The 17,104-nt window shown below is 70.9% G+C and carries 18 protein-coding genes; 5 read left to right on the forward strand and 13 right to left on the reverse strand.

Annotation, left to right across the window (positions count from 1 at the left end; translation table 11 throughout):
• Positions 1-5: 5 nt before the first annotated feature.
• The 4 genes from AB0E85_RS31290 to AB0E85_RS31305 all read right to left on the reverse strand — a co-directional run bounded on the left by AB0E85_RS31290 (position 6) and on the right by AB0E85_RS31305 (position 3,186).
• A complete protein-coding gene (locus AB0E85_RS31290) occupies positions 6-1,097 on the reverse strand; it encodes a PDZ domain-containing protein (RefSeq protein ID WP_361934224.1) in 1,092 nt (363 codons plus the stop codon).
• A 101-nt stretch (positions 1,098-1,198) separates the two neighbouring features.
• The gene (locus AB0E85_RS31295; RefSeq protein WP_329326833.1) at positions 1,199-1,363 is read right to left on the reverse strand and encodes a hypothetical protein; all 165 of its coding nucleotides are present in this window, start codon (positions 1,361-1,363) and stop codon (positions 1,199-1,201) included.
• Positions 1,364-1,478: 115 nt separating this feature from the next.
• Positions 1,479-1,940, reverse strand: a complete 462-nt coding sequence (locus tag AB0E85_RS31300) for a molybdenum cofactor biosynthesis protein MoaE (protein ID WP_033313890.1) — start codon at positions 1,938-1,940, stop codon at positions 1,479-1,481.
• A gap of 121 nt (positions 1,941-2,061) precedes the next feature.
• On the reverse strand, positions 2,062-3,186 hold the full coding sequence (locus AB0E85_RS31305) for an SDR family oxidoreductase (protein ID WP_361934229.1): 1,125 nt from the start codon (positions 3,184-3,186) through the stop codon (positions 2,062-2,064).
• A gap of 192 nt (positions 3,187-3,378) precedes the next feature.
• Here AB0E85_RS31305 and AB0E85_RS31310 point away from each other — a divergent pair, with 192 nt between their 5' ends.
• Together AB0E85_RS31310 and AB0E85_RS31315 are read left to right on the forward strand one after the other, a co-directional pair.
• Positions 3,379-4,839, forward strand: a complete 1,461-nt coding sequence (locus AB0E85_RS31310) for a zinc-dependent metalloprotease (RefSeq protein ID WP_361934232.1) — start codon at positions 3,379-3,381, stop codon at positions 4,837-4,839.
• Positions 4,836-5,363 (forward strand): NUDIX hydrolase, encoded by a 528-nt coding sequence (locus AB0E85_RS31315; protein WP_361934235.1) that lies wholly within the window; start codon positions 4,836-4,838, stop codon positions 5,361-5,363. Before AB0E85_RS31310 ends, AB0E85_RS31315 begins: the two co-directional genes overlap by 4 nt.
• A gap of 164 nt (positions 5,364-5,527) precedes the next feature.
• Here AB0E85_RS31315 and AB0E85_RS31320 read toward each other — a convergent pair whose 3' ends face one another.
• The 4 genes from AB0E85_RS31320 to AB0E85_RS31335 form a co-directional block, all read right to left on the reverse strand.
• Complete coding sequence (locus AB0E85_RS31320; RefSeq protein WP_361934238.1) at positions 5,528-6,283, reverse strand: AIM24 family protein; 756 nt, start codon at positions 6,281-6,283, stop codon at positions 5,528-5,530.
• Between the two features lie 16 nt (positions 6,284-6,299).
• Positions 6,300-6,980: an AIM24 family protein gene (locus AB0E85_RS31325; RefSeq protein ID WP_030854889.1), complete on the reverse strand. Its 681-nt coding sequence runs from the start codon at positions 6,978-6,980 to the stop codon at positions 6,300-6,302.
• Between the two features lie 11 nt (positions 6,981-6,991).
• The gene (locus AB0E85_RS31330) at positions 6,992-8,698 is read right to left on the reverse strand and encodes a TerD family protein (protein WP_361934241.1); all 1,707 of its coding nucleotides are present in this window, start codon (positions 8,696-8,698) and stop codon (positions 6,992-6,994) included.
• A 142-nt stretch (positions 8,699-8,840) separates the two neighbouring features.
• A complete protein-coding gene (locus AB0E85_RS31335) occupies positions 8,841-9,449 on the reverse strand; it encodes a M48 family metallopeptidase (protein ID WP_361934244.1) in 609 nt (202 codons plus the stop codon).
• A gap of 385 nt (positions 9,450-9,834) precedes the next feature.
• On the opposite strand from AB0E85_RS31335, the gene AB0E85_RS31340 reads away from it, so the two are divergent.
• Both AB0E85_RS31340 and AB0E85_RS31345 read left to right on the forward strand, forming a co-directional pair.
• Positions 9,835-11,049, forward strand: a complete 1,215-nt coding sequence (locus AB0E85_RS31340) for a ThiF family adenylyltransferase (protein WP_361934247.1) — start codon at positions 9,835-9,837, stop codon at positions 11,047-11,049.
• Positions 11,042-12,412: an AarF/ABC1/UbiB kinase family protein gene (locus AB0E85_RS31345; protein ID WP_361934250.1), complete on the forward strand. Its 1,371-nt coding sequence runs from the start codon at positions 11,042-11,044 to the stop codon at positions 12,410-12,412. Before AB0E85_RS31340 ends, AB0E85_RS31345 begins: the two co-directional genes overlap by 8 nt.
• Positions 12,413-12,428: 16 nt before the next feature.
• Here the strand turns inward: AB0E85_RS31345 and AB0E85_RS31350 are convergent, their stop codons facing one another.
• The 5 genes from AB0E85_RS31350 to AB0E85_RS31370 form a co-directional block, all read right to left on the reverse strand.
• Positions 12,429-12,647 carry a hypothetical protein gene (locus AB0E85_RS31350; RefSeq protein WP_361934253.1) on the reverse strand — a complete coding sequence of 73 codons (219 nt, stop codon included), beginning with the start codon at positions 12,645-12,647 and terminating at the stop codon, positions 12,429-12,431.
• Between the two features lie 420 nt (positions 12,648-13,067).
• Positions 13,068-13,391 carry a hypothetical protein gene (locus AB0E85_RS31355; RefSeq protein WP_361934256.1) on the reverse strand — a complete coding sequence of 108 codons (324 nt, stop codon included), beginning with the start codon at positions 13,389-13,391 and terminating at the stop codon, positions 13,068-13,070.
• Entirely contained in the window at positions 13,388-13,756 is a 369-nt protein-coding gene (locus AB0E85_RS31360) for a WhiB family transcriptional regulator (RefSeq protein WP_033313877.1), read from the reverse strand. The genes AB0E85_RS31355 and AB0E85_RS31360 overlap by 4 nt, the downstream gene beginning before the upstream one ends.
• 173 nt (positions 13,757-13,929) lie before the next feature.
• Positions 13,930-14,256: a hypothetical protein gene (locus AB0E85_RS31365; protein ID WP_184559996.1), complete on the reverse strand. Its 327-nt coding sequence runs from the start codon at positions 14,254-14,256 to the stop codon at positions 13,930-13,932.
• Positions 14,257-14,420: 164 nt separating this feature from the next.
• Positions 14,421-16,673, reverse strand: a complete 2,253-nt coding sequence (locus AB0E85_RS31370; protein ID WP_361934260.1) for an ATP-dependent DNA helicase UvrD2 — start codon at positions 16,671-16,673, stop codon at positions 14,421-14,423.
• Between the two features lie 126 nt (positions 16,674-16,799).
• Here AB0E85_RS31370 and AB0E85_RS31375 point away from each other — a divergent pair, with 126 nt between their 5' ends.
• Positions 16,800-17,042 carry a mycoredoxin gene (locus tag AB0E85_RS31375; RefSeq protein ID WP_003992805.1) on the forward strand — a complete coding sequence of 81 codons (243 nt, stop codon included), beginning with the start codon at positions 16,800-16,802 and terminating at the stop codon, positions 17,040-17,042.
• The last annotated feature ends 62 nt before the right edge of the window (positions 17,043-17,104 follow it).

Here is a 17,104-nt window from a genome sequence, read left to right on the forward strand (position 1 = left end):
CCGCTCTACTTACCGCACTCCGGCAGATCCGCGGTGTCGCCGCTGCGGATGTCCTTGAGGGCGCCGAGGGCGTCCTTGATGGTGCCCACCTTGATGAGAGTGAGGCCCTCGGGGGTGTCCTTGGCGGCGGCCGCGCAGTTGTCGGCGGGCGTCAGGAAGTACTGAGCGCCCTTGGCCCGCGCGCCGACGGTCTTCATCTCGATGCCGCCGATCGGCCCGACCTTGCCGGCGTCGTCGATCGTGCCGGTGCCCGCCACGAACCTGCCGCCGGTCAGGCTCCCCGGGGTGAGCTTGTCGTAGATGCCGAGAGCGAACATCAGCCCGGCGCTCGGCCCGCCGACGTCGGCGAGCTTGATGTCGATGGTGAACGGGAACGTGTGGTCGGTGCCCGCGGAGATCCCGACGATGGCGCGCTTCTCACCGGTGTCGTCGGACGTCGTGGTGGTCATGCTGATGTCCTGCGTCCTGGTCGGCGTCCGCTTCTCCTTCTCGGCTGCGGCCTGCTCCTTGGCCGGCACGATCGTGAAGCGGACGTCCTGTCCCGGCTTGTGCTTGGTGACGAGCTTCGCGACGTCGTTCGGCTCCTTCACCGCCGTACCGTCGACGGCCTTGATCACGTCCCCCGCGTGCAGCTTGCCCTGGGCCGGGGAGCCCTTGACGACGGTCGAGACGATCACCCAGGACTTCACCGGAACGTCCAGCTGCTTCAGGGCGGCGACCTTGGCGCTCTCCTGGGACTGGCTGAACTCCTCGGCGTTCTCCTGGGTGGACTGCTCCTCGGTCTTGCCGTCCGGATAGAGCGTCTCGTGCGGCACGACCTTGTTGTCGTGTGCGAGCCAGCCGTAGACGGCTTCGACCAGGTTCATCCGGTAGTCGGCACTCGTGACCCGGACCGTGGTCATGTTCAGGTGGCCACTGGTCGCGTAGGTCTTCTTCCCCGCGATCTGGAGCACCGGCTCACCGTCGTGATCCCCCAGCGTGTTCACCGTCGGCCCCGGGGACATCTCCGCGTAGGGCACGGGGATGAACACTCCCGCGCACAGGAGCGCGATCAGCATCAGGGTGGAGGCGAGCATCGTCGCGGTGCGGCGTGGCATGACTCGACAGTACGGGACGGTCCTGTCAGCGCACCGTCAGGGCCGCCCGTCCGGGGCGGCCCTGGGCTCACAGACGCCTGTGACCTGCTGTTTCCCGACCGTCAGGCACCCGGCCGGGGCTTCTCCATGGCCTCGCGGAAGCGGGCGTAGCCGGTGAGCTCCGGGCCGTCGTTACGGACCCTGCGGGTCCGGTTGGCCCAACTGCCCCAAAGCCCCGCGCCGATGGCAGCCACAAGCGGAATCAGCAACCAGGCGAGCGCCGCCATGCCGACCTCCAACCCCTTTGAACGTCCGCAACTGACTGATCAGCAGATTAACGATCCGCAGTGACAACGCTCATGCCAGGGGTGCGGTTACGCAACCGGAAGGCGGCTCGCCGGATCAGCAGGCGCCGACCCACTCCTCCGTACCGTCCGAGAACTTCTGGTGCTTCCAGATGGGCACTTCGTGCTTGAGGTCGTCGATCAGCTTGCGGCAGGCCTCGAAGGCCTCCCCACGGTGCGGGCAGGAGACCGCGACGACCACGGCCAGGTCCCCGACCCTGAGGTCCCCCACGCGGTGCACGGCCGCCAGCGCCCGCACCGGGAACTCGGCGGCGACCTTCTCGGCGATCCGCCGCATCTCCGCCTCGGCGCTGGGATGGCACGAATACCCCAGCTCCTCGACGTCGGCACCCCCGTCGTGGTTCCGCACGGTTCCCACGAAGAGCGCCGTGCCCCCGGCCGCGTCGTCCCCGACGGCCCGGAACACCTCGTCCAGGGAGAGGGCCGAGTCCCGGATCCCGATCAGCTTGACCGGATCCTGCGCTGCCTGCTCACCGGGGTGATCGTTCGTGGTTGCCATGCCCCCATCGTGCCGCACGCGACCGATGGCGCGGAATAGAACCATCGACCGGCACGCGCGCGTACGCGTTTGGAGTCTCCTACAGGGGGAGTCCTCTTCGGCGTTTCCGGCAGCGGGCTCCTCAGATCCGCCGCCGGGCCTTCCGTGCCCGCCGTACCACCGCGGCCGCACCCAGCAGCGCCACGGTCGCGCCCGCGGCACCCGCGGCCGTCGCGTCCTTGCGGCCCAGCCGCCGCCCGGCGACCGTGTGCCGGCCGGCGACCTCCTCCAGGAGTTCCGCCAGCACCTCCTCGTTGGTGTACCGCGGCCGCCACCCGGCGTCGTGCAGCCGGCTGCCGCTCACCACCCAGGGGTACATCGTGTACGCCAGGTCCCCGGCCGGGGACGGCGTCAGCCCGATCCGGTGCAGCCGCGCCGCCGCGCCCAGCGCGACCGCCGACGGCAGCTCCATCCGTCTGATCCCGCTGAGCTCCTCGACCTCCTCCTGCTCCAGCCAGCCGTCGCACCCGACGGTCAGCTCGCCGTCGACCTTCTCCAGGACGGCGTACTCCAGCGCGCTGCACAGGTCCTCGGCGTGACAGAACTGCCACGCGGGCCGCGACCCGGCGACGACGAGGAGCCGGGGAGACTCGAAGTACCTGGTCAGCGCGGTGTCCGTGCCTCCGCCCACCAGCACGGCGGGCCGTACCACGGTGACGTTGAGCCCCGGGTGCGCCCGGGGCGCGCGCCTCGCCAGCCGTTCGATCTCCAGCAGGTCGCCGACGCCGGTCGCCTCGGCCGTGGCGCGCAGCTCGGCGTCCTCGGACAGCGGAAGCTCGTTGTCGGGCAGCGCCCCGTAGACCATCGCCGAGGTGCAGAGCACGACCCGGTGCACTCCGGCCGCCGCGGCGGCCGTCAGGACGGTCTGCGTCCCCCGTACGTTGTAGGCCGTTCGGGCAGCCGCGTCGGTTTCCAGATCGAGATCCAGTGCGAGGTGCACCACCACGTCGGCGCCGCGCAGTTTGTCCGCGATGGCAGGGTCCCGTACGTCCAGGATGTGCCACTGTGCCGCGGCGCACTCGCCGCGCCGTTCGTCGATGGCCACGACCTGCTTGACCTCGTCGGACGCGGCGAGCTGCTCGGTGAGCAGGGCTCCTACGCCGTACGCGGCGCCGGTGACCGCGACGACGGGTCCACGTGCCGCGGGACTCGCGGAACTGGTTGACTGGTTTCGCGCTGCGCGAACCTGCGGATCTGGGGAACTCACCGGGCGTCTCCAGCGGTTGTCTTCAGTACGAGCGCGTCCGACGCGTGCGTACCAGGTGGCATCCATCCTGCCGCAGGCCGTCAGTCGGCGAAGCACCGAGGCCCGATCCGCCCCAGGTGTCTACGCTGGGTGGTGTTGTCGGGCAGCCGTGCCGCCGGAAAGAACCGGCGGCCCTACCAGCCGAGGAATCCCGTGAGTGACACCCCATTCGGATTCGGCCTTCCGCCGGAGGAGCCGGACGACGGCGACGAGGGCAAGAAGAAGGACCAGCAGAGCGGTGGTGGTCAGGGACCGGCCAACCCGTTCGGTTTCGGCGGCCTGCCCGGAGCCGGTGGCTTCGGCGGAGGCCCTGGCGGCCCCGGGGGCCCCGGTGCGGACAATCCGTTCGCAGCCATGTTCGGGTCGCTGAACCCCACCGACCTGGGCGCCGCGTTCCAGCAGCTGGGCCAGATGCTCTCCTACGAGGGCGGCCCGGTGAACTGGGACATGGCCAAGCAGATCGCCCGCCAGACGGTCTCCCAGGGCAGTCCTGACGGCACCAAGGACGCCAGCGTCGGCCCCGCCGACCGCAAGGGCGTCGAGGAAGCCGTCCGCCTGGCCGACCTGTGGCTCGACGATGCCACCTCCCTGCCCTCCGGCGCCGCCTCCGCGGTGGCCTGGAGCCGCGCGGAGTGGGTCGAGGCCACCCTGCCCGCCTGGAAGGAGCTCGTCGACCCGGTCGCCGAGCGCGTCGGCAACGCCATGGGCGACGTCCTGCCAGAGGAGATGCAGGCCATGGCCGGCCCGCTGATCGGCATGATGCGCTCGATGGGCGGCGCCATGTTCGGCACGCAGATCGGCCAGGCCGTCGGCGTGCTCGCCGGCGAGGTCGTCGGCTCGTCCGACATCGGCCTGCCGCTCGGCCCGGCCGGCAAGGCCGCCCTGCTGCCGGTGAACATCGAGACGTTCGGGAAGGACCTGAGCGTCCCCCAGGAGGAGGTGCGGCTGTACCTCGCCCTGCGCGAGGCCGCCCACCAGCGCCTCTTCGCGCACGTGCCGTGGCTGCGCTCGCATCTGTACGGCGCGGTCGACGGCTACGCGCGCGGGATCAAGGTCGACACCGCCAAGCTGGAGGACGTGGTCGGCCAGTTCGACCCGCAGAACCCGGAGCAATTGCAGGAAGCCCTCCAGCAGGGCATGTTCCAGCCGGAGGACACGCCCGAGCAGAAGGCCGCCCTGGCCCGTCTGGAGACGGCTCTGGCGCTCGTGGAGGGCTGGGTGGACGCGGTGGTCCACGCCGCCGCGAAACCCCGCCTGGCGTCCGCCGACGCCCTGCGCGAGACACTGCGCCGTCGTCGCGCCTCGGGCGGGCCGGCCGAGCAGACGTTCGCCACGCTGATCGGCCTGGAGCTGCGCCCGCGCCGCCTGCGGGACGCCTCCCGTCTGTGGGCCTCCCTCACGGACGCCCGCGGTGTCGACGGCCGGGACGACCTGTGGCACCACCCGGACATGCTGCCGACGGCGTCCGACCTGGACGACCCGGACGGTTTCGTGCACCGCGAGCAGATCGATTTCTCCGAGCTGGACAAGATGCTCGGCGAAGCGGCGGACAAGCCCGACCTCAAGAAGAAGGACGAGGGCAAGGACGAGAACAAGGGCGACGACGCCGGGTGAGCCTGTACGACGATGCGGTCCTCGTGCTCAAGGGGTACGAGGACCAGCCGGATCTCCGCCAGGCGTATCTCGACCATCTGGCGGAGCACCCGGACGGTTTGTGGAAGGCCTGCCACGCGGGGCACATCACGGCGAGCGCGCTGGTGATCGACCCCGAGGGCGGCCGGGTACTGCTGACTCTCCACAAGAAGCTTCAGATGTGGTTGCAGATGGGCGGCCACTGCGAGCCTGGTGACGCCTCCCTCGCGGACGCGGCCCTGCGTGAGGCCACGGAGGAGTCCGGCGTGCCGGGGCTCTCCTTGTTGCCCGGTGGCCCGGTGCGCTTGGACCGGCATCCCATCCCGCCGCCGTGCCACTGCCACTTCGACGTCCAGTACGCGGCCCTGGCACCGCCGGACGCCGCGCACACGATCAGCGACGAGTCCCTGGACGTGCGCTGGTTCGGGTACGACGAGGTGGCGGACGTGGCCGACGCGTCGGTGATACGGCTGCTGGAGTCCACGCGGGCGAGGCTCGCGGCCTGAGAACGTGTAAGGGGCGACCGCTGTGGCGGCCGCCCCTTACTTCGAGTCCCGACGGCAGGCTGCGCCCGTCAGGGGCGCGGGGAACTGCGCGACCAGCCCCCCACGGCCCGCAGGCGAGAACCGGCCCCACCCCCATGAGCCCGCCGGCCGAACCCGCGGAGCGCTCAGCTCCAGACGTTGCCCTGGTTCTGCCCGCGCGCCCCCTGCTGGCCCATGCCGTACTGCGCGGCCAGGCCCGAGCCGATCTGCGCGCCCTGCGGCGGCAGCAACTCGCTCGGCTGGACGAGCGCGAAGCCGGTGCCCATGAAGCTGAGTTCCCAGCCCTCGCCGGTACTGCCGCGGCGCCGCCACACCCCGGAGGAATGCGTCTGGGCCTGCATCTGCACGCGCAGGCCGGTCGACCAGGCGACGATCGCGTCGGCGTCACAGTTGACGTACTTGTCGGGCGTCACCTGGAGCAGCAGCGGCATCCCGGAGGTCATCAGGGCGACCTTGCCCCGGCCCGAGATGTTGAGCTGGTACTTCCCGGAGCCGGAGATGCCGTACAGGCTGTCCACGGCGATGACCTCGTGGTGCAGGGAGGAGTCCATCGCCAGCACATAGCTGCTGTCGACGGTGAGGCCGTCCTGGTCCACCTCCATCACGTGCACGTGCTGCTTGAGGTTGGCGAGGTAGACCGTGCCCTGCCCGTGGCAGCGCATCAGGTCGAGCCCCTCACCGGTGTGCGCACGCGCGCGTGACTGGTCGTTGCTCTGGTACTCGGCGTCGAACTCGACGAGGCCCTGGTAGGCGACCATGGTGCCCTTGCGGGCCAGGATGTCGTCGTGGCCCTCCAGGGCGACGCGCAGCATCTGCTTGTTCTGCAGACTCCAGCGCTCCTGGGTCTGCTGCTCGTTGTAGGCGAAAATCGGGCTCTGCATGACGTGTGGCTCCCCCTCAGCCCCGGACCCGGAGACGGTCGGTGCTGTCCTCGCTGGGCTGGACGACGACGATGCCCTGACCGGAGAAGGCCATCTGGTAGGCCTCGCCGCTGCCGCGGCCGATCAGCGACTGGGCCCGGAAGCTGCGCTTGCCCTTCACCTTGAGGTTCGGGGACCAGGCGACGAGCGCGTCGGGGTCGACGTACGTCTCGTCCTCGCCGCCTCCGCAGTCGACGACGATGGGCTTGCCCCGGGAGGTCAGAGCGACCCAGCCCTGCCCGGAGATCTTGGTGTTCCACAGGCCCTGCCCGGCGAACTTCGCCAGGCCCTTGACCCGCTCCACGCCCCACGTCAGGTGGGCGTCGAAGGCGAGCAGGTTGGTGGCGTTGACGGAGATGCCGTCGCCGTTGAGGTTGATGACGACGACGTTCGCCCCGTAGTCGGCGAGGTAGAGCAGGCCGTCGCCGGAGCACTTCATCAGGGGCGCGCCCTCGCCGGTGAGCCAGTCCTTGGCGATCTGGCGCACGGCCGGCGGGTTGGGCTCGTACTGCACGAACCCTTCGTAGGCGACCATCGACCCCACGCGCGCGAGGAGGTCGTTCCCGGTCTGCATGGCGACCTTCAGCATGTGGTTGCCGTGGTTCTCCATGCGGGCGGTGACGGGTGCGGGGGCATGGCCCGCGAGCTGCTGTGTCATGACGGGCTCCCTCAGACCTCGTACGGCTGGACGACGATGAAGTTGCCGGGCGCTCCCCGGAACTGGAGGTTGACGCTCTCGCCGGTGTCGCCCGGGTAGGCGTTGCGGCGCATCCGCACCTGGCTGGAGACGACGACCTGGGCGGCGGCCGACCAGGCGACCACGGCGTTGCAGTCGGCGAACGTGGTGGGCGTGACGGGCAGCACCACGGGCGTGCCGTGCGTTTTCACGACGATCGTGCCGGTGCCCTGGAACTGCATGGTGAACAGCGCGCCGCCGGGGATGCCGTGGCCCTCGATGCGGCGGACCTCGTACTGGAGGCTCTCGTCGAACGCGAGGACGTTCTCGGCGGAGACGCAGACCGCGTCGCCCTGAAGTTCGAGGGGGTGCAGCATGGTCGAGTTCTCGGCGAGGAACACCTGGCCCTGGCCCGTGCAGCGCATCAGCTGCATCTCCTGGCCGGTCGCGTTGCCCACGATGCGGCCGGAGAAGCCGGCGCCCTTGTAGCTGAAGTCGACCTTGCCCTGGTACAGCACCATGCTGCCCTGCCGGGCCAGCACAGGCTGTCCGCCGATGCCGAGGTCGACGCGGACGAGCTTCTTGTTCTGCTGCGTCCAGCGCTGCCCGGTCGGGGTCTCCTTGAACTGCTGGAGCGCTGCGGACACACCGGGACCCTGGGGGGCGCCCTGCGGGGCTCCGTGAGGTACACCCTGCGGGGCTCCGTAGGGAGCCTGTCCGAACGGCGGCGCCTGCTGGCCGTAACCCGGGGGCGGCGTCGGCTGGCCGTAACCGGGCGGCGGGGCCGGGGCATGGGGCGCCTGGGGCTGGCCGTAACCGGGAGGCGGCGGGGCCGTCTGGCCGGGGACTTGGCCGTACGGCGGTGGCTGCTGGCCCGGCTGGCCGTACGGCGCGGGTGCCGGGGGCGGCACCGGGGAGCCGCCGGGCGGGGTGTTCAGGGGCGCGACGATGGTCGGGGCGGCGTGCACCTGCGGCGCGGGCGCCGGGGCCGGAGCCGGAGGCGGGGTGGGGCCGGGCGGGGGCGCGAAACCCTGCGCGGCGGGCTGGGGCGCGGGAGCCGGAGGGGCCGCCGGGGCGGGTTCCGTGGTTCCGGGGACACCGAACGCGGGCGGCGCGAAGCCCGGGGCCGCGCCGGCCTGCGGCTGCTGCGGGGCGGGCGCGGGCGCCTCCTCCTCGGCCACCTCGCCGCCGAAGTTCTTCAGCAGCGCGTCCAGGCCGCCGTCGAAGCCCTGTCCGACTGCGGCGAACCGCCAGACGTCCTTGAGGTAGAAATCGCCCAGCATCACGGCCCGTTCGGTGGAGAACTCCGAGCCGTTGAAGGAGTAGCGCGCCACCTCCTCGCCGCCCGCGACGATCCGGATGTAGCCGGAGGCGATCTGCGACATCTGCCCGGCGCCGTCGATGGTCGCCGTGAAGGACAGCTTCTGGATCTGCGACGGGATCCGGTCGAGCGTCACCCGGAACGACTCCGTGTCGCCCGCCTGGGCGCCCAGGAGCTGAATGGACTCCTCGGGGGACTTCGGCTGGTTGAAGAAGACGAAGTACCGGTCGTCCGAAAGCCGTTCGTCGGCGTCGAGGCCGAAGCAGCTGATGTCGAAGCTCAGCCCGGGGCCGGCGATCTGTACGCCTACGTACAGATCCGTGCCCGCGGTGAGGTCACTGATCCTGGCCTTGTGGCCGCGTTGGAATTCCCTGGCCATGCGTAACGACCGTCCCCCATCCAGAGCGTGAGTGCGTCGCGCCAGGCTAACGGCAAACTCGGACACCGGACGAGGTCGGTACAGAGCCGGTACACAACGCCCGCACAGCCGTATCGGCTGTTCGCTCGCGGAAAGCGGTCGGTCACCCCACGGGGCTCTCGCCCCGGGCACCGGGCACATGGGGCAACCGCTCGGCGGCTACCACGCCTTCGAGGTATCCCCGGGCCCGCTCCGTGCGCGGATAGGCATCCAGGAGTTCCCAGAAGCGAGGCCCGTGTCCGGGAACGAGCAGATGGGCGAGTTCGTGGAGGAGGACGTAGTCGACGACGTACTCGGGCATGCCCTGGAGGCGATGGGACAGACGGATGCTGCCCTCGGAGGGGGTGCAGGACCCCCAGCGCGTGTTCTGGTTGGTCACCCAGCGCACCGACGCGGGCCGGGCCCGCCCCTCGAAGTACTGGTCCGAAAGACGCCGGGCGCGCTCGGCGAGCTCGGCGTCGCCGAGGGCCCGCTTGCTCTCCTGGGCGGCGAGCTTGTCGAGCATGACGTTCACCCAGCGCTGCTCCTCCGCCTCGGACATCCGGGCGGGGATGAGCACCACGGTGCGATCGCCCTCGCGGTACGCGGAGACCGTTCTGCGTCGGCGGGCGCTCCTGCGGACCTCGATCGCGCTCGCCCCCGAGCCGCTCGGCGGCTGGCTCGTCGTGCTGCGCTGTGCGGTTCCGGCGCGGTGCAGTGGGTCGGCGGGCACGCCCCGACGTTACCCGCTGCACTCGGGGAAGTCCCGACTCCGGGACGGTTCGGTGCCGCCGCTCCCACCGGCCGCCGGATTTGTACGACGAATGCTCGCGCCTGTGGACAACTTTCGGCAGCCGTCGGCGGGTTTGGGCATGCTGGATCTCGTCGGCGAAGCGATGACGGGTCGGTCCGGGACCAGGGGCCGTTCCCGCACTCGGACTCGGGCCACGCACGGGCCGCGGCTGCACTCGGGGCAGGCCTTTACCCGGTTCAAGCTGGTGCGGGCCGAGCCGCGGCTGCGCTCGGGGCAGGCGACCCGCCTCGGCGGCACCGGCCGGGGTCCGCGTCCTCACTCCGTCGGCATACGGGGACGATCTACAACATAACGGGGGCCAGACATGCATCCGATGGTGAAACCCGCGCTCAGGCGCGGCTGGCGCGACCTCAAAACCGTGCAGTTCGGCATGACACCGGCGCACGCGATGACGCTCGGTCCGATGGACCAGGCGACGGGCAGCTTCCTCGACCTGCTGAACGGCACACGGGGGCTGGAGCTCTTGCGCGAGGAGGGACGCCGCATGGATCTGCCCGACGGGCATGTCGACAGGCTGGTGCGAGGGCTCGCGCGAGCCGGGCTGCTGGACGACTCCCGGGGCGGCGGACCGGCCGCCGACGACCTGCGGAAGAAGAAGGAGGTGCTGGACCGGTTGCGCCCCGACCTTGCCTCCCTGTCCTTGACGGCCTCCGCACCCGGCGACGCGATCGGGCGGCTGGCCGCCCGGCGCTCGCAGCGCGTGCAGGTGCGCGGTGCCGGCCGCGTGGGCGCCCTGCTGGCCTCACTCCTGGCGGGGGCCGGCGTGGGCGAGGTGGATGTGCTCGATGGTGGCCGTGTGGAGCCGTGGGACGTCGCACCGGGCGGGCTCCCCCCGGGATCCGTCGGCGACCGCAGGGACGAGTCGGCCCGGCGTGCCGTACGCCGGGCGGCCCCGGACCGGCCGCCCCGCCGTACACCGGCCGGGGCATCCCCGGAGGACGGCGACCCTGGGTTCTCACTGGTGATCCTCGCCCCACGCGACGACGTGGCCGTGCACGCACCCGACCCGGCCGCCGCCGAGCCGCTGATGGCCTCCGGGACCCCGCACCTGTACGCCGGTGTCGTGGAGGGCACCGGTGTGGTCGGTCCCTTCGTCCTGCCCGGGGAGACGGGCTGCGCCGGCTGTCTGCACGAGGACCGCGCCGACCGGGACCGGGCGTGGCCGCGCCTGATCGCCCAGTGGCGGTCCGGCAGACAGCGGCAGGTGCGTCCCTGCGACCTGACGCTGGCCACGACCGTGGCCGGACTGGCCGCCGCCCATGCGCTCGCTTTCCTGGACGGCCGGGTTCCGTCCAGCGCCGACGCCCGCTGGGAGGTCTCCGTCCCGGCTCTCCACTGGCAGGCGAGGCCGGTCCGGGCACATCCGGCATGCTCGTGTGCCGCGGCGGAGAGAGGAAAAGGGGAGCACCTCTCGGAGGACGGGGAGTCGCACGAGACAATGGCGGTGCAACGGCCGTCGGAGCAGTGCCGCGAGGCAGAGGCGGAGCGGCCGGCTGGGACTTGGAGGGCGCATGTCTGATCTTCCCCGGAAGGCGGTTACCCGGACCGCCAAGCTCGCCGCGCTCCCGCTCGGCATCGCCGGGCGGGCCACCTGGGGATTCGGCAAGCGAATCGTCGGCGAGTCCGCCGAGCTCGTCGGCCGGGAACTCCAACAGCGCACGGCGGAGCAGCTGTTCAAAGTGCTCGGCGAGCTCAAGGGCGGGGCGATGAAGTTCGGCCAGGCCCTGTCGGTCTTCGAGTCCGCCCTGCCCGAGGAAGTGGCCGGCCCCTACCGGGCCGCGCTGACCAAGCTCCAGGAGGCGGCGCCACCCATGCCGACCCGCACCGTGCACGCGGTGCTGGAGGAGCGGCTCGGCGAAGGCTGGCACGAGCTGTTCCTGGAGTTCGAGGACAAGCCCGCCGCGGCGGCCTCGATCGGCCAGGTCCACCGAGGGGTGTGGCACGACGGCCGCGAAGTGGCGGTCAAGGTGCAGTACCCGGGTGCCGGTGAGGCCCTGCTGTCGGACCTGAACCAGCTGAGCCGCTTCTCGCGTCTGCTCGGTCCGCTGATCCCCGGTATGGACATCAAGCCGCTGATCGCGGAGCTGAAGGACCGCGTCTCGGAGGAGCTGGACTACGACCTGGAGGCCCAGGCCCAGCAGGCCCACGCGGAGGAGTTCACGGACGACCCGGACGTGGTCGTGCCGCAGGTGGTGCACCAGTCCGATCAGGTCCTGGTCACCGAGTGGATGGACGGGGTCCCGCTGTCGGAGATCATCTCGGACGGTACTCCGGAGCAACGCAACCGTGCCGGTCAGCTCCTGGCCCGCTTCCTGTTCTCCGGCCCCGCCCGCACGGGCCTGCTGCACGCCGATCCCCACCCGGGCAACTTCCGGCTGCTGCCCGGCGGCCCCGAGGGTGAGGACGACTGGCGCCTGGGCGTCCTGGACTTCGGCACGGTCGACCGTCTCCCGGGGGGACTGCCGGCCACGATCGGCGAGTCCCTGCGGATGACCCTCGACGGGGAGGCCGAGGCGGTCTACGAGCTGCTGTGCGCGGAGGGGTTCGTCAAGGAGACCATAGAGCTGGACCCGGACGCCGTCATGGACTACCTGCTGCCGATCATCGAGCCGGCCCAGGTCGAGGAGTTCACCTTCACGCGGGGCTGGATGCGCAGCCAGGCGGCTCGGGTCGCCGACCCCCGCTCCCCCGCCTACCAGCTCGGCAAGCAGCTCAACCTGCCTCCGTCCTATCTGCTCATCCACCGGGTGACGCTGAGCACGATCGGCGTGCTGTGTCAGCTGGGGGCGACGGTGCGGCTGCGCGAGGAGTTGGAGGAGTGGCTGCCGGGGTTCGTCCCCGAGGACCCGGTGGACGGCGAAGAGGCGGTGGCACAGGCGTGAGTCCCGGCCGCGGGGTTCACCACCAGTCCGAGTCCAAGCGCCCCTCGATGGACCTCAGGTTCTCTCGGGAGCAGGTCTCGCAGTAGTACTGGCGGATGCCGCTCTCCACGGAGTATGTCCAGGTGAGGGGTATGCCTTCGGTCTGGATGTCGGCCGATGCACCGCAGCGGGCGCAGACGAAACGCAGCGGCTCGGTGGCGGAGCCGTCGTCGCCGCCTCCAGGAGGACTCGTCACCCGGCGACGATATCTCCGCGCCCGGAGCTTCGCCGGGCACAACGCCCCGGAGGCCAGTAGCCCGCCGGCCTGGTGGCCCCGCCGTATGGTCCGGTAGTCCCTCGCATCGAGCTGGATGATCACGTCACCCCGCGACAGCGGGGGCACCAGACGCCGGCCCGGGAGAACACGCCCTGGGAACGGCACACGCCGGCCCGGAGGAGTACAGCGCACCAACCCGGGCGACCCCCCGACGGCGGAGCACCACGCACCAGCCCGGGCGGCACCGAGCACCCGGCACCGGTGAGCGTCCCGTGCTTGCCTGGTCGGCCCAACGCACGGCGGGGGCCGGCCCGTCGGTACGGACCGGCCCCCGCGGTGAGAGCTCTGCGGCAGCAGCACGGCCTCCCTGCTCGGGAGGCACCCGCCAGGTGCGGTGGGTTACTGCATGACCGCCATGGCGAGCGCCCGACGGGCACGCATCGACGCGCGCTCCGCCTTGCGCTGCATCCGGCGGGCGGTCACCAGGCGCGCGGCCTGGCGGTCCCTCTCCGCCTCCTGCAGTCGCTCGCGCATATGCGCACGAGCCATGGCTTCTGGAATGAGTTGCATCTCTCGGGTCCTATTCTGACGCGAGTCCTTCGCGCCGCTGATGGTGAAGTCTTGGGTCGCGGAGCCTGCGGGCTCGTAAGTGGACGGCTTCATCGGGGCCTGCTTCTGGGGGTCGTGCGTGAGGGGGCGGTCGATCGTTCCTGCGATGTTCATGCTGTGACCGGGTTCTTGCGCGGGCGACCACGCGGCCGCTTCCGGGCAACGACGACACCCTGGACGAACAGCTCGCCACCCCAGACGCCCCAGGGCTCACGCCGCTCCTTGGCCCCTGCGAGGCAGGCCTCGACCAGCGGGCAGGTGCGGCAGAGGGACTTGGCGTACTCGACGTCCGCAGGCGACTCGGCGAAGAAGACCTCCGGGTCGTAGGAGCGGCACGGGACGGGTACGCCGAGGTTCTCGATGGCGTCGTCGAGCGCGGTGAGCGCGGTGAGCGGGGTCAAGGCGGGGTCCTCCGTGGAGCCGGGCTTGGGGATCGTGTCGGAAGGCGGTACGGACGGGGCGTGCGCTTCGAGTTGCACGGTTCGTCTTCCTCGTCTGGTCGTTCCGGCCTGTTGGCCGGGGGGTGGTGGTACCGGGTTCTTTTCTTGTCCCGAGGCTCCTTCGGTCTGTCATCCCTGGTCAGGGACAAACAGAAGGGCCGCGGATCCCGGATGGGGTTCCGCGGCCCTGAAGGCGCCGGCCTGATCGGCGATCAGGCTGGATCACTCCAGGGTTCTGGCCCACGGAAGGCCCACATCTGGTGGTGCTGCGTCGTCTGCTTCCGGAATCCGGCACCGGTCGCCGTAAAGGCATAAGCCTGCGCCTGTGCCGCTACTGCTGCTTCCAGTGCCTTGGTCGGTCGCTCATTGCGCTCTCGGACGGGAAGACCCGCGGGAGCAACGGAGGAGGACGCCGGACGGACGGCACGAATGCCGGACAGACCGGTGCCCAGGTTCGAAACGCCGAGCATGCACGCGGAGACGGCCGAGCGATCGGTCATTTTCACGGTGCTGAAGGAGCTGGTGTAGATGCTGATCACTGGACTCGCCTCCTCTCGGCGTATCGGGGGACCGGGTGAACCAGTCCGACGGATATGCAAGTACAACACGGGATCAGGGCCTTCGAGAAGGCCGCTGCTCTCGTGCCTAAGAACCTATGGGGATTGCTGGGGCATGCGCAAACTATTTTTTCGACGAGTTCGTGTCAGTCCTGATCTCTGCTCTCCGCCGGCGACTGGCCTGCGCAGATGGCCAGTACGTCGGCGCCGTAGCGGGTGAGCTTGCGCATCCCGACGCCCGGGATGCGGGCGAGCTCGCGTTCGTCGTCGGGGGCGGACTCGGCGATCGCCATCAGCGTCCTGTCCGTGAACACGCAGAAGGCGGGCTGGCCACTGCTGCGTGCCTGGTCGGCGCGCCACTCACGCAGCCGCTCGTACAGGCCCTCGTTCATGTCGGACGGGCAGTCGTCGCAGCGCATCAGCTTCATTTCGCCCGGGTCGGTGAGCGTGCGGCCGCAGACCCGGCAGCGGGCGGGGACTCGCTGCGCCCGTTTCGGGGCGGACCCCCTGGTTCCAGGGATTCCACGCTCGATTCCGCCCGGTCCTCCGGCGGCGGTACGGCCCGCGGTGGCCGTCGAGCCGGGGCGCAGCCCGTCGAGGAAGCGGCTGGGGCGGCGGCTGGGGCGTCCTCCGGGCGAGCGGGAGAGCGCCCAGGAGACATGGAGATGTTCTCGCGCCCGCGTGACACCGACATAGAGGAGGCGGCGCTCCTCCTCGATCTGTTCGTCGGTCTTGGCGTAGGTGATCGGCATCATGCCCTCGGCTACGCCCACCAGGAAGACGACATCCCACTCCAGGCCCTTGGCCGAGTGCAGCGAGGCGAGGGTGACGCCTTGGACGGTGGGGGCGTGCTGGGCGTTCGCCCGTTCGTCCAGTTCGGCGACGAGGTCCGCCAGGGTGGCGGCGGGTCTGGCGGCGGCGAAGTCCTGGGCGAGGTTCACCAGGGCGGCCAGGGACTCCCAGCGCTCTCTCACCGCGCCGGAGCCGGCCGGTGGCTGCGTCGTCCAGCCCTCCCCGGACAGCACGGCGCGCACCTGGGAGGGAAGGTCGACGACATCGTCCAGGAGGGAGTCGTTGCCGCCGAAGCGGGCCGCGCCGCGCAGGGCGATGCCCGCCTTGCGCACCTCCGGGCGGTCGAAGAACCGCTCGGCGCCGCGCAACTGGTAGGGCACCGCGGCGTCGGCGAGGGCCTGCTCGTAGGTCTCGGACTGCGCGTTCGTGCGGAAGAGGACGGCGATCTCGGAGGCCGGGACTCCCGAGTCGACGAGTTCGCGGATCCGGCGGGCCGCGCCTTCCGCCTCGGCGGGTTCATCGGTGTATTCGGCGTAGACCGGCTCGGGCCCGGCGGTGCGCTGGGAGACGAGCTCCAGGCGGTGGTCGGCGGCGCGGCCCCGGGCCTGGGCGAGCAGACCGTTGGCGAGATGGACGACCTGGGGCGTGGAACGGTAGTCACGGACCAGTTTGACGACGGTCGCACCGGGGTGGCGGGTGCGGAAGTCGAGCAGGTGGTCCGGGGTGGCCCCCGTGAACGAGTAGATCGTCTGGCTGGCGTCCCCGACCACGCACAGGCTGTCCCGCTCGCCCAGCCACAGTTCGAGCAGGCGCTGCTGGAGGGGGCTGACGTCCTGGTACTCGTCGACCACGAAGTGCTGGTACTGGGCGCGGATCTGTTCGGCGATGTCGTGGCGGTCCTGCAGGACGGCCACGGTCAGCAGCAGCACGTCCTCGAAGTCGATGACGGACCGCTCGCGCTTGACGTCCTCGTAGGCGGCGTAGAGCTGGGCGATCTCGGCGGGGTCGCGGGGGGACTCACGGCCGGCCTTGGCGGCGGCGGGCGCGTAGTCGGCGGGGACGGTCTGGGTGACCTTGGACCATTCGATCTCGGCGGTGACGTCCCGCAGCTCGCCCCGGTCGAGCCGGATGCGGCAGGCGGCCGCCGCGTCGGCGACGAGCTGGATCTTGCGGTCGACGAGCCGGGGCATGGCGCCGCCGATCGCTTTCGGCCAGAAGTACTGAAGCTGGCGCAGGGCGGCCGAGTGGAACGTACGCGCCTGGACGCCCGCTGCGCCGAGCTGGCGCAGCCGGCCGCGCATCTCGCCGGCGGCGCGGTTGGTGAAGGTGACGGCGAGGACGCTGGAGGGGTGCAGGATGCCGGCGCGCACTCCGTAGGCGATGCGGTGGGTGATCGCCCGGGTCTTGCCCGTGCCCGCGCCCGCCAGGACGCACACCGGACCGTGCAGGGCCGTGGCCACTTCGCGCTGCTCGGGGTCGAGCCCTTCGAGCACCGCGTCGGCGGAGTCCGGTACCTGCGGGAACAGGGTGGAGTGCGTTGCTGCTGTCACACAGCCATGCTGCCAGGTCGCGCGAGACGGCTGCGCCGGTTGTCCACAGGCACGCACTGATAGTCGTACTGATGCGGCAGGCGTCACGCCGGGCCTCACCCGGGGACCGGGAATGGTGGACGTTTCACATACGTTCCCCCACTGCGACCACCCGCCCCGAGCCACCGAAGGAGCACGAGAGACATGCTGGGCACTGTGACGATGTACAGCACCACGTGGTGCGGCTACTGCCGCCGGCTGAAGAGCCAGATGGACCGCGAGGGCATCGCGTACACCGAGATCAACATCGAGCAGGACCCGGAGTCCGCCGCGTTCGTGGAGAAGGCGAATGGCGGAAACCAGACGGTGCCCACCGTCCTCTTCCCGGACGGCTCGACGCTCACGAACCCGTCGCTGGCGCAGGTGAAGCAGAAGATCGGCGCCTAGTCGCCGTGCGCTGGTGCGAGGAAGGCGGCTCCTGAGGAAACTCAGGGGCCGCCTTCTCTCAT

It is taken from the genome of Streptomyces sp. NPDC029044 (assembly GCF_040637495.1).
GTDB lineage: Bacteria > Actinomycetota > Actinomycetes > Streptomycetales > Streptomycetaceae > Streptomyces.

What these genes read in the sequence shown, in the direction of transcription:
- AB0E85_RS31320 (WP_361934238.1), bottom strand. Translation starts at nt 6,283, where the DNA reads ATGCAGAGCCCGATTTTCGCCTACAACGAGCAGCAGACCCAGGAGCGC.
- AB0E85_RS31325 (WP_030854889.1), bottom strand. Translation starts at nt 6,980, where the DNA reads ATGACACAGCAGCTCGCGGGCCATGCCCCCGCACCCGTCACCGCCCGC.
- AB0E85_RS31345 (WP_361934250.1), top strand. Translation starts at nt 11,042, where the DNA reads ATGTCTGATCTTCCCCGGAAGGCGGTTACCCGGACCGCCAAGCTCGCC.
- AB0E85_RS31295 (WP_329326833.1), bottom strand. Translation starts at nt 1,363, where the DNA reads ATGGCGGCGCTCGCCTGGTTGCTGATTCCGCTTGTGGCTGCCATCGGC.
- AB0E85_RS31375 (WP_003992805.1), top strand. Translation starts at nt 16,800, where the DNA reads ATGCTGGGCACTGTGACGATGTACAGCACCACGTGGTGCGGCTACTGC.
- AB0E85_RS31300 (WP_033313890.1), bottom strand. Translation starts at nt 1,940, where the DNA reads ATGGCAACCACGAACGATCACCCCGGTGAGCAGGCAGCGCAGGATCCG.
- AB0E85_RS31355 (WP_361934256.1), bottom strand. Translation starts at nt 13,391, where the DNA reads ATGAACATCGCAGGAACGATCGACCGCCCCCTCACGCACGACCCCCAG.
- AB0E85_RS31290 (WP_361934224.1), bottom strand. Translation starts at nt 1,097, where the DNA reads ATGCCACGCCGCACCGCGACGATGCTCGCCTCCACCCTGATGCTGATC.
- AB0E85_RS31340 (WP_361934247.1), top strand. Translation starts at nt 9,835, where the DNA reads ATGCATCCGATGGTGAAACCCGCGCTCAGGCGCGGCTGGCGCGACCTC.
- AB0E85_RS31330 (WP_361934241.1), bottom strand. Translation starts at nt 8,698, where the DNA reads ATGGCCAGGGAATTCCAACGCGGCCACAAGGCCAGGATCAGTGACCTC.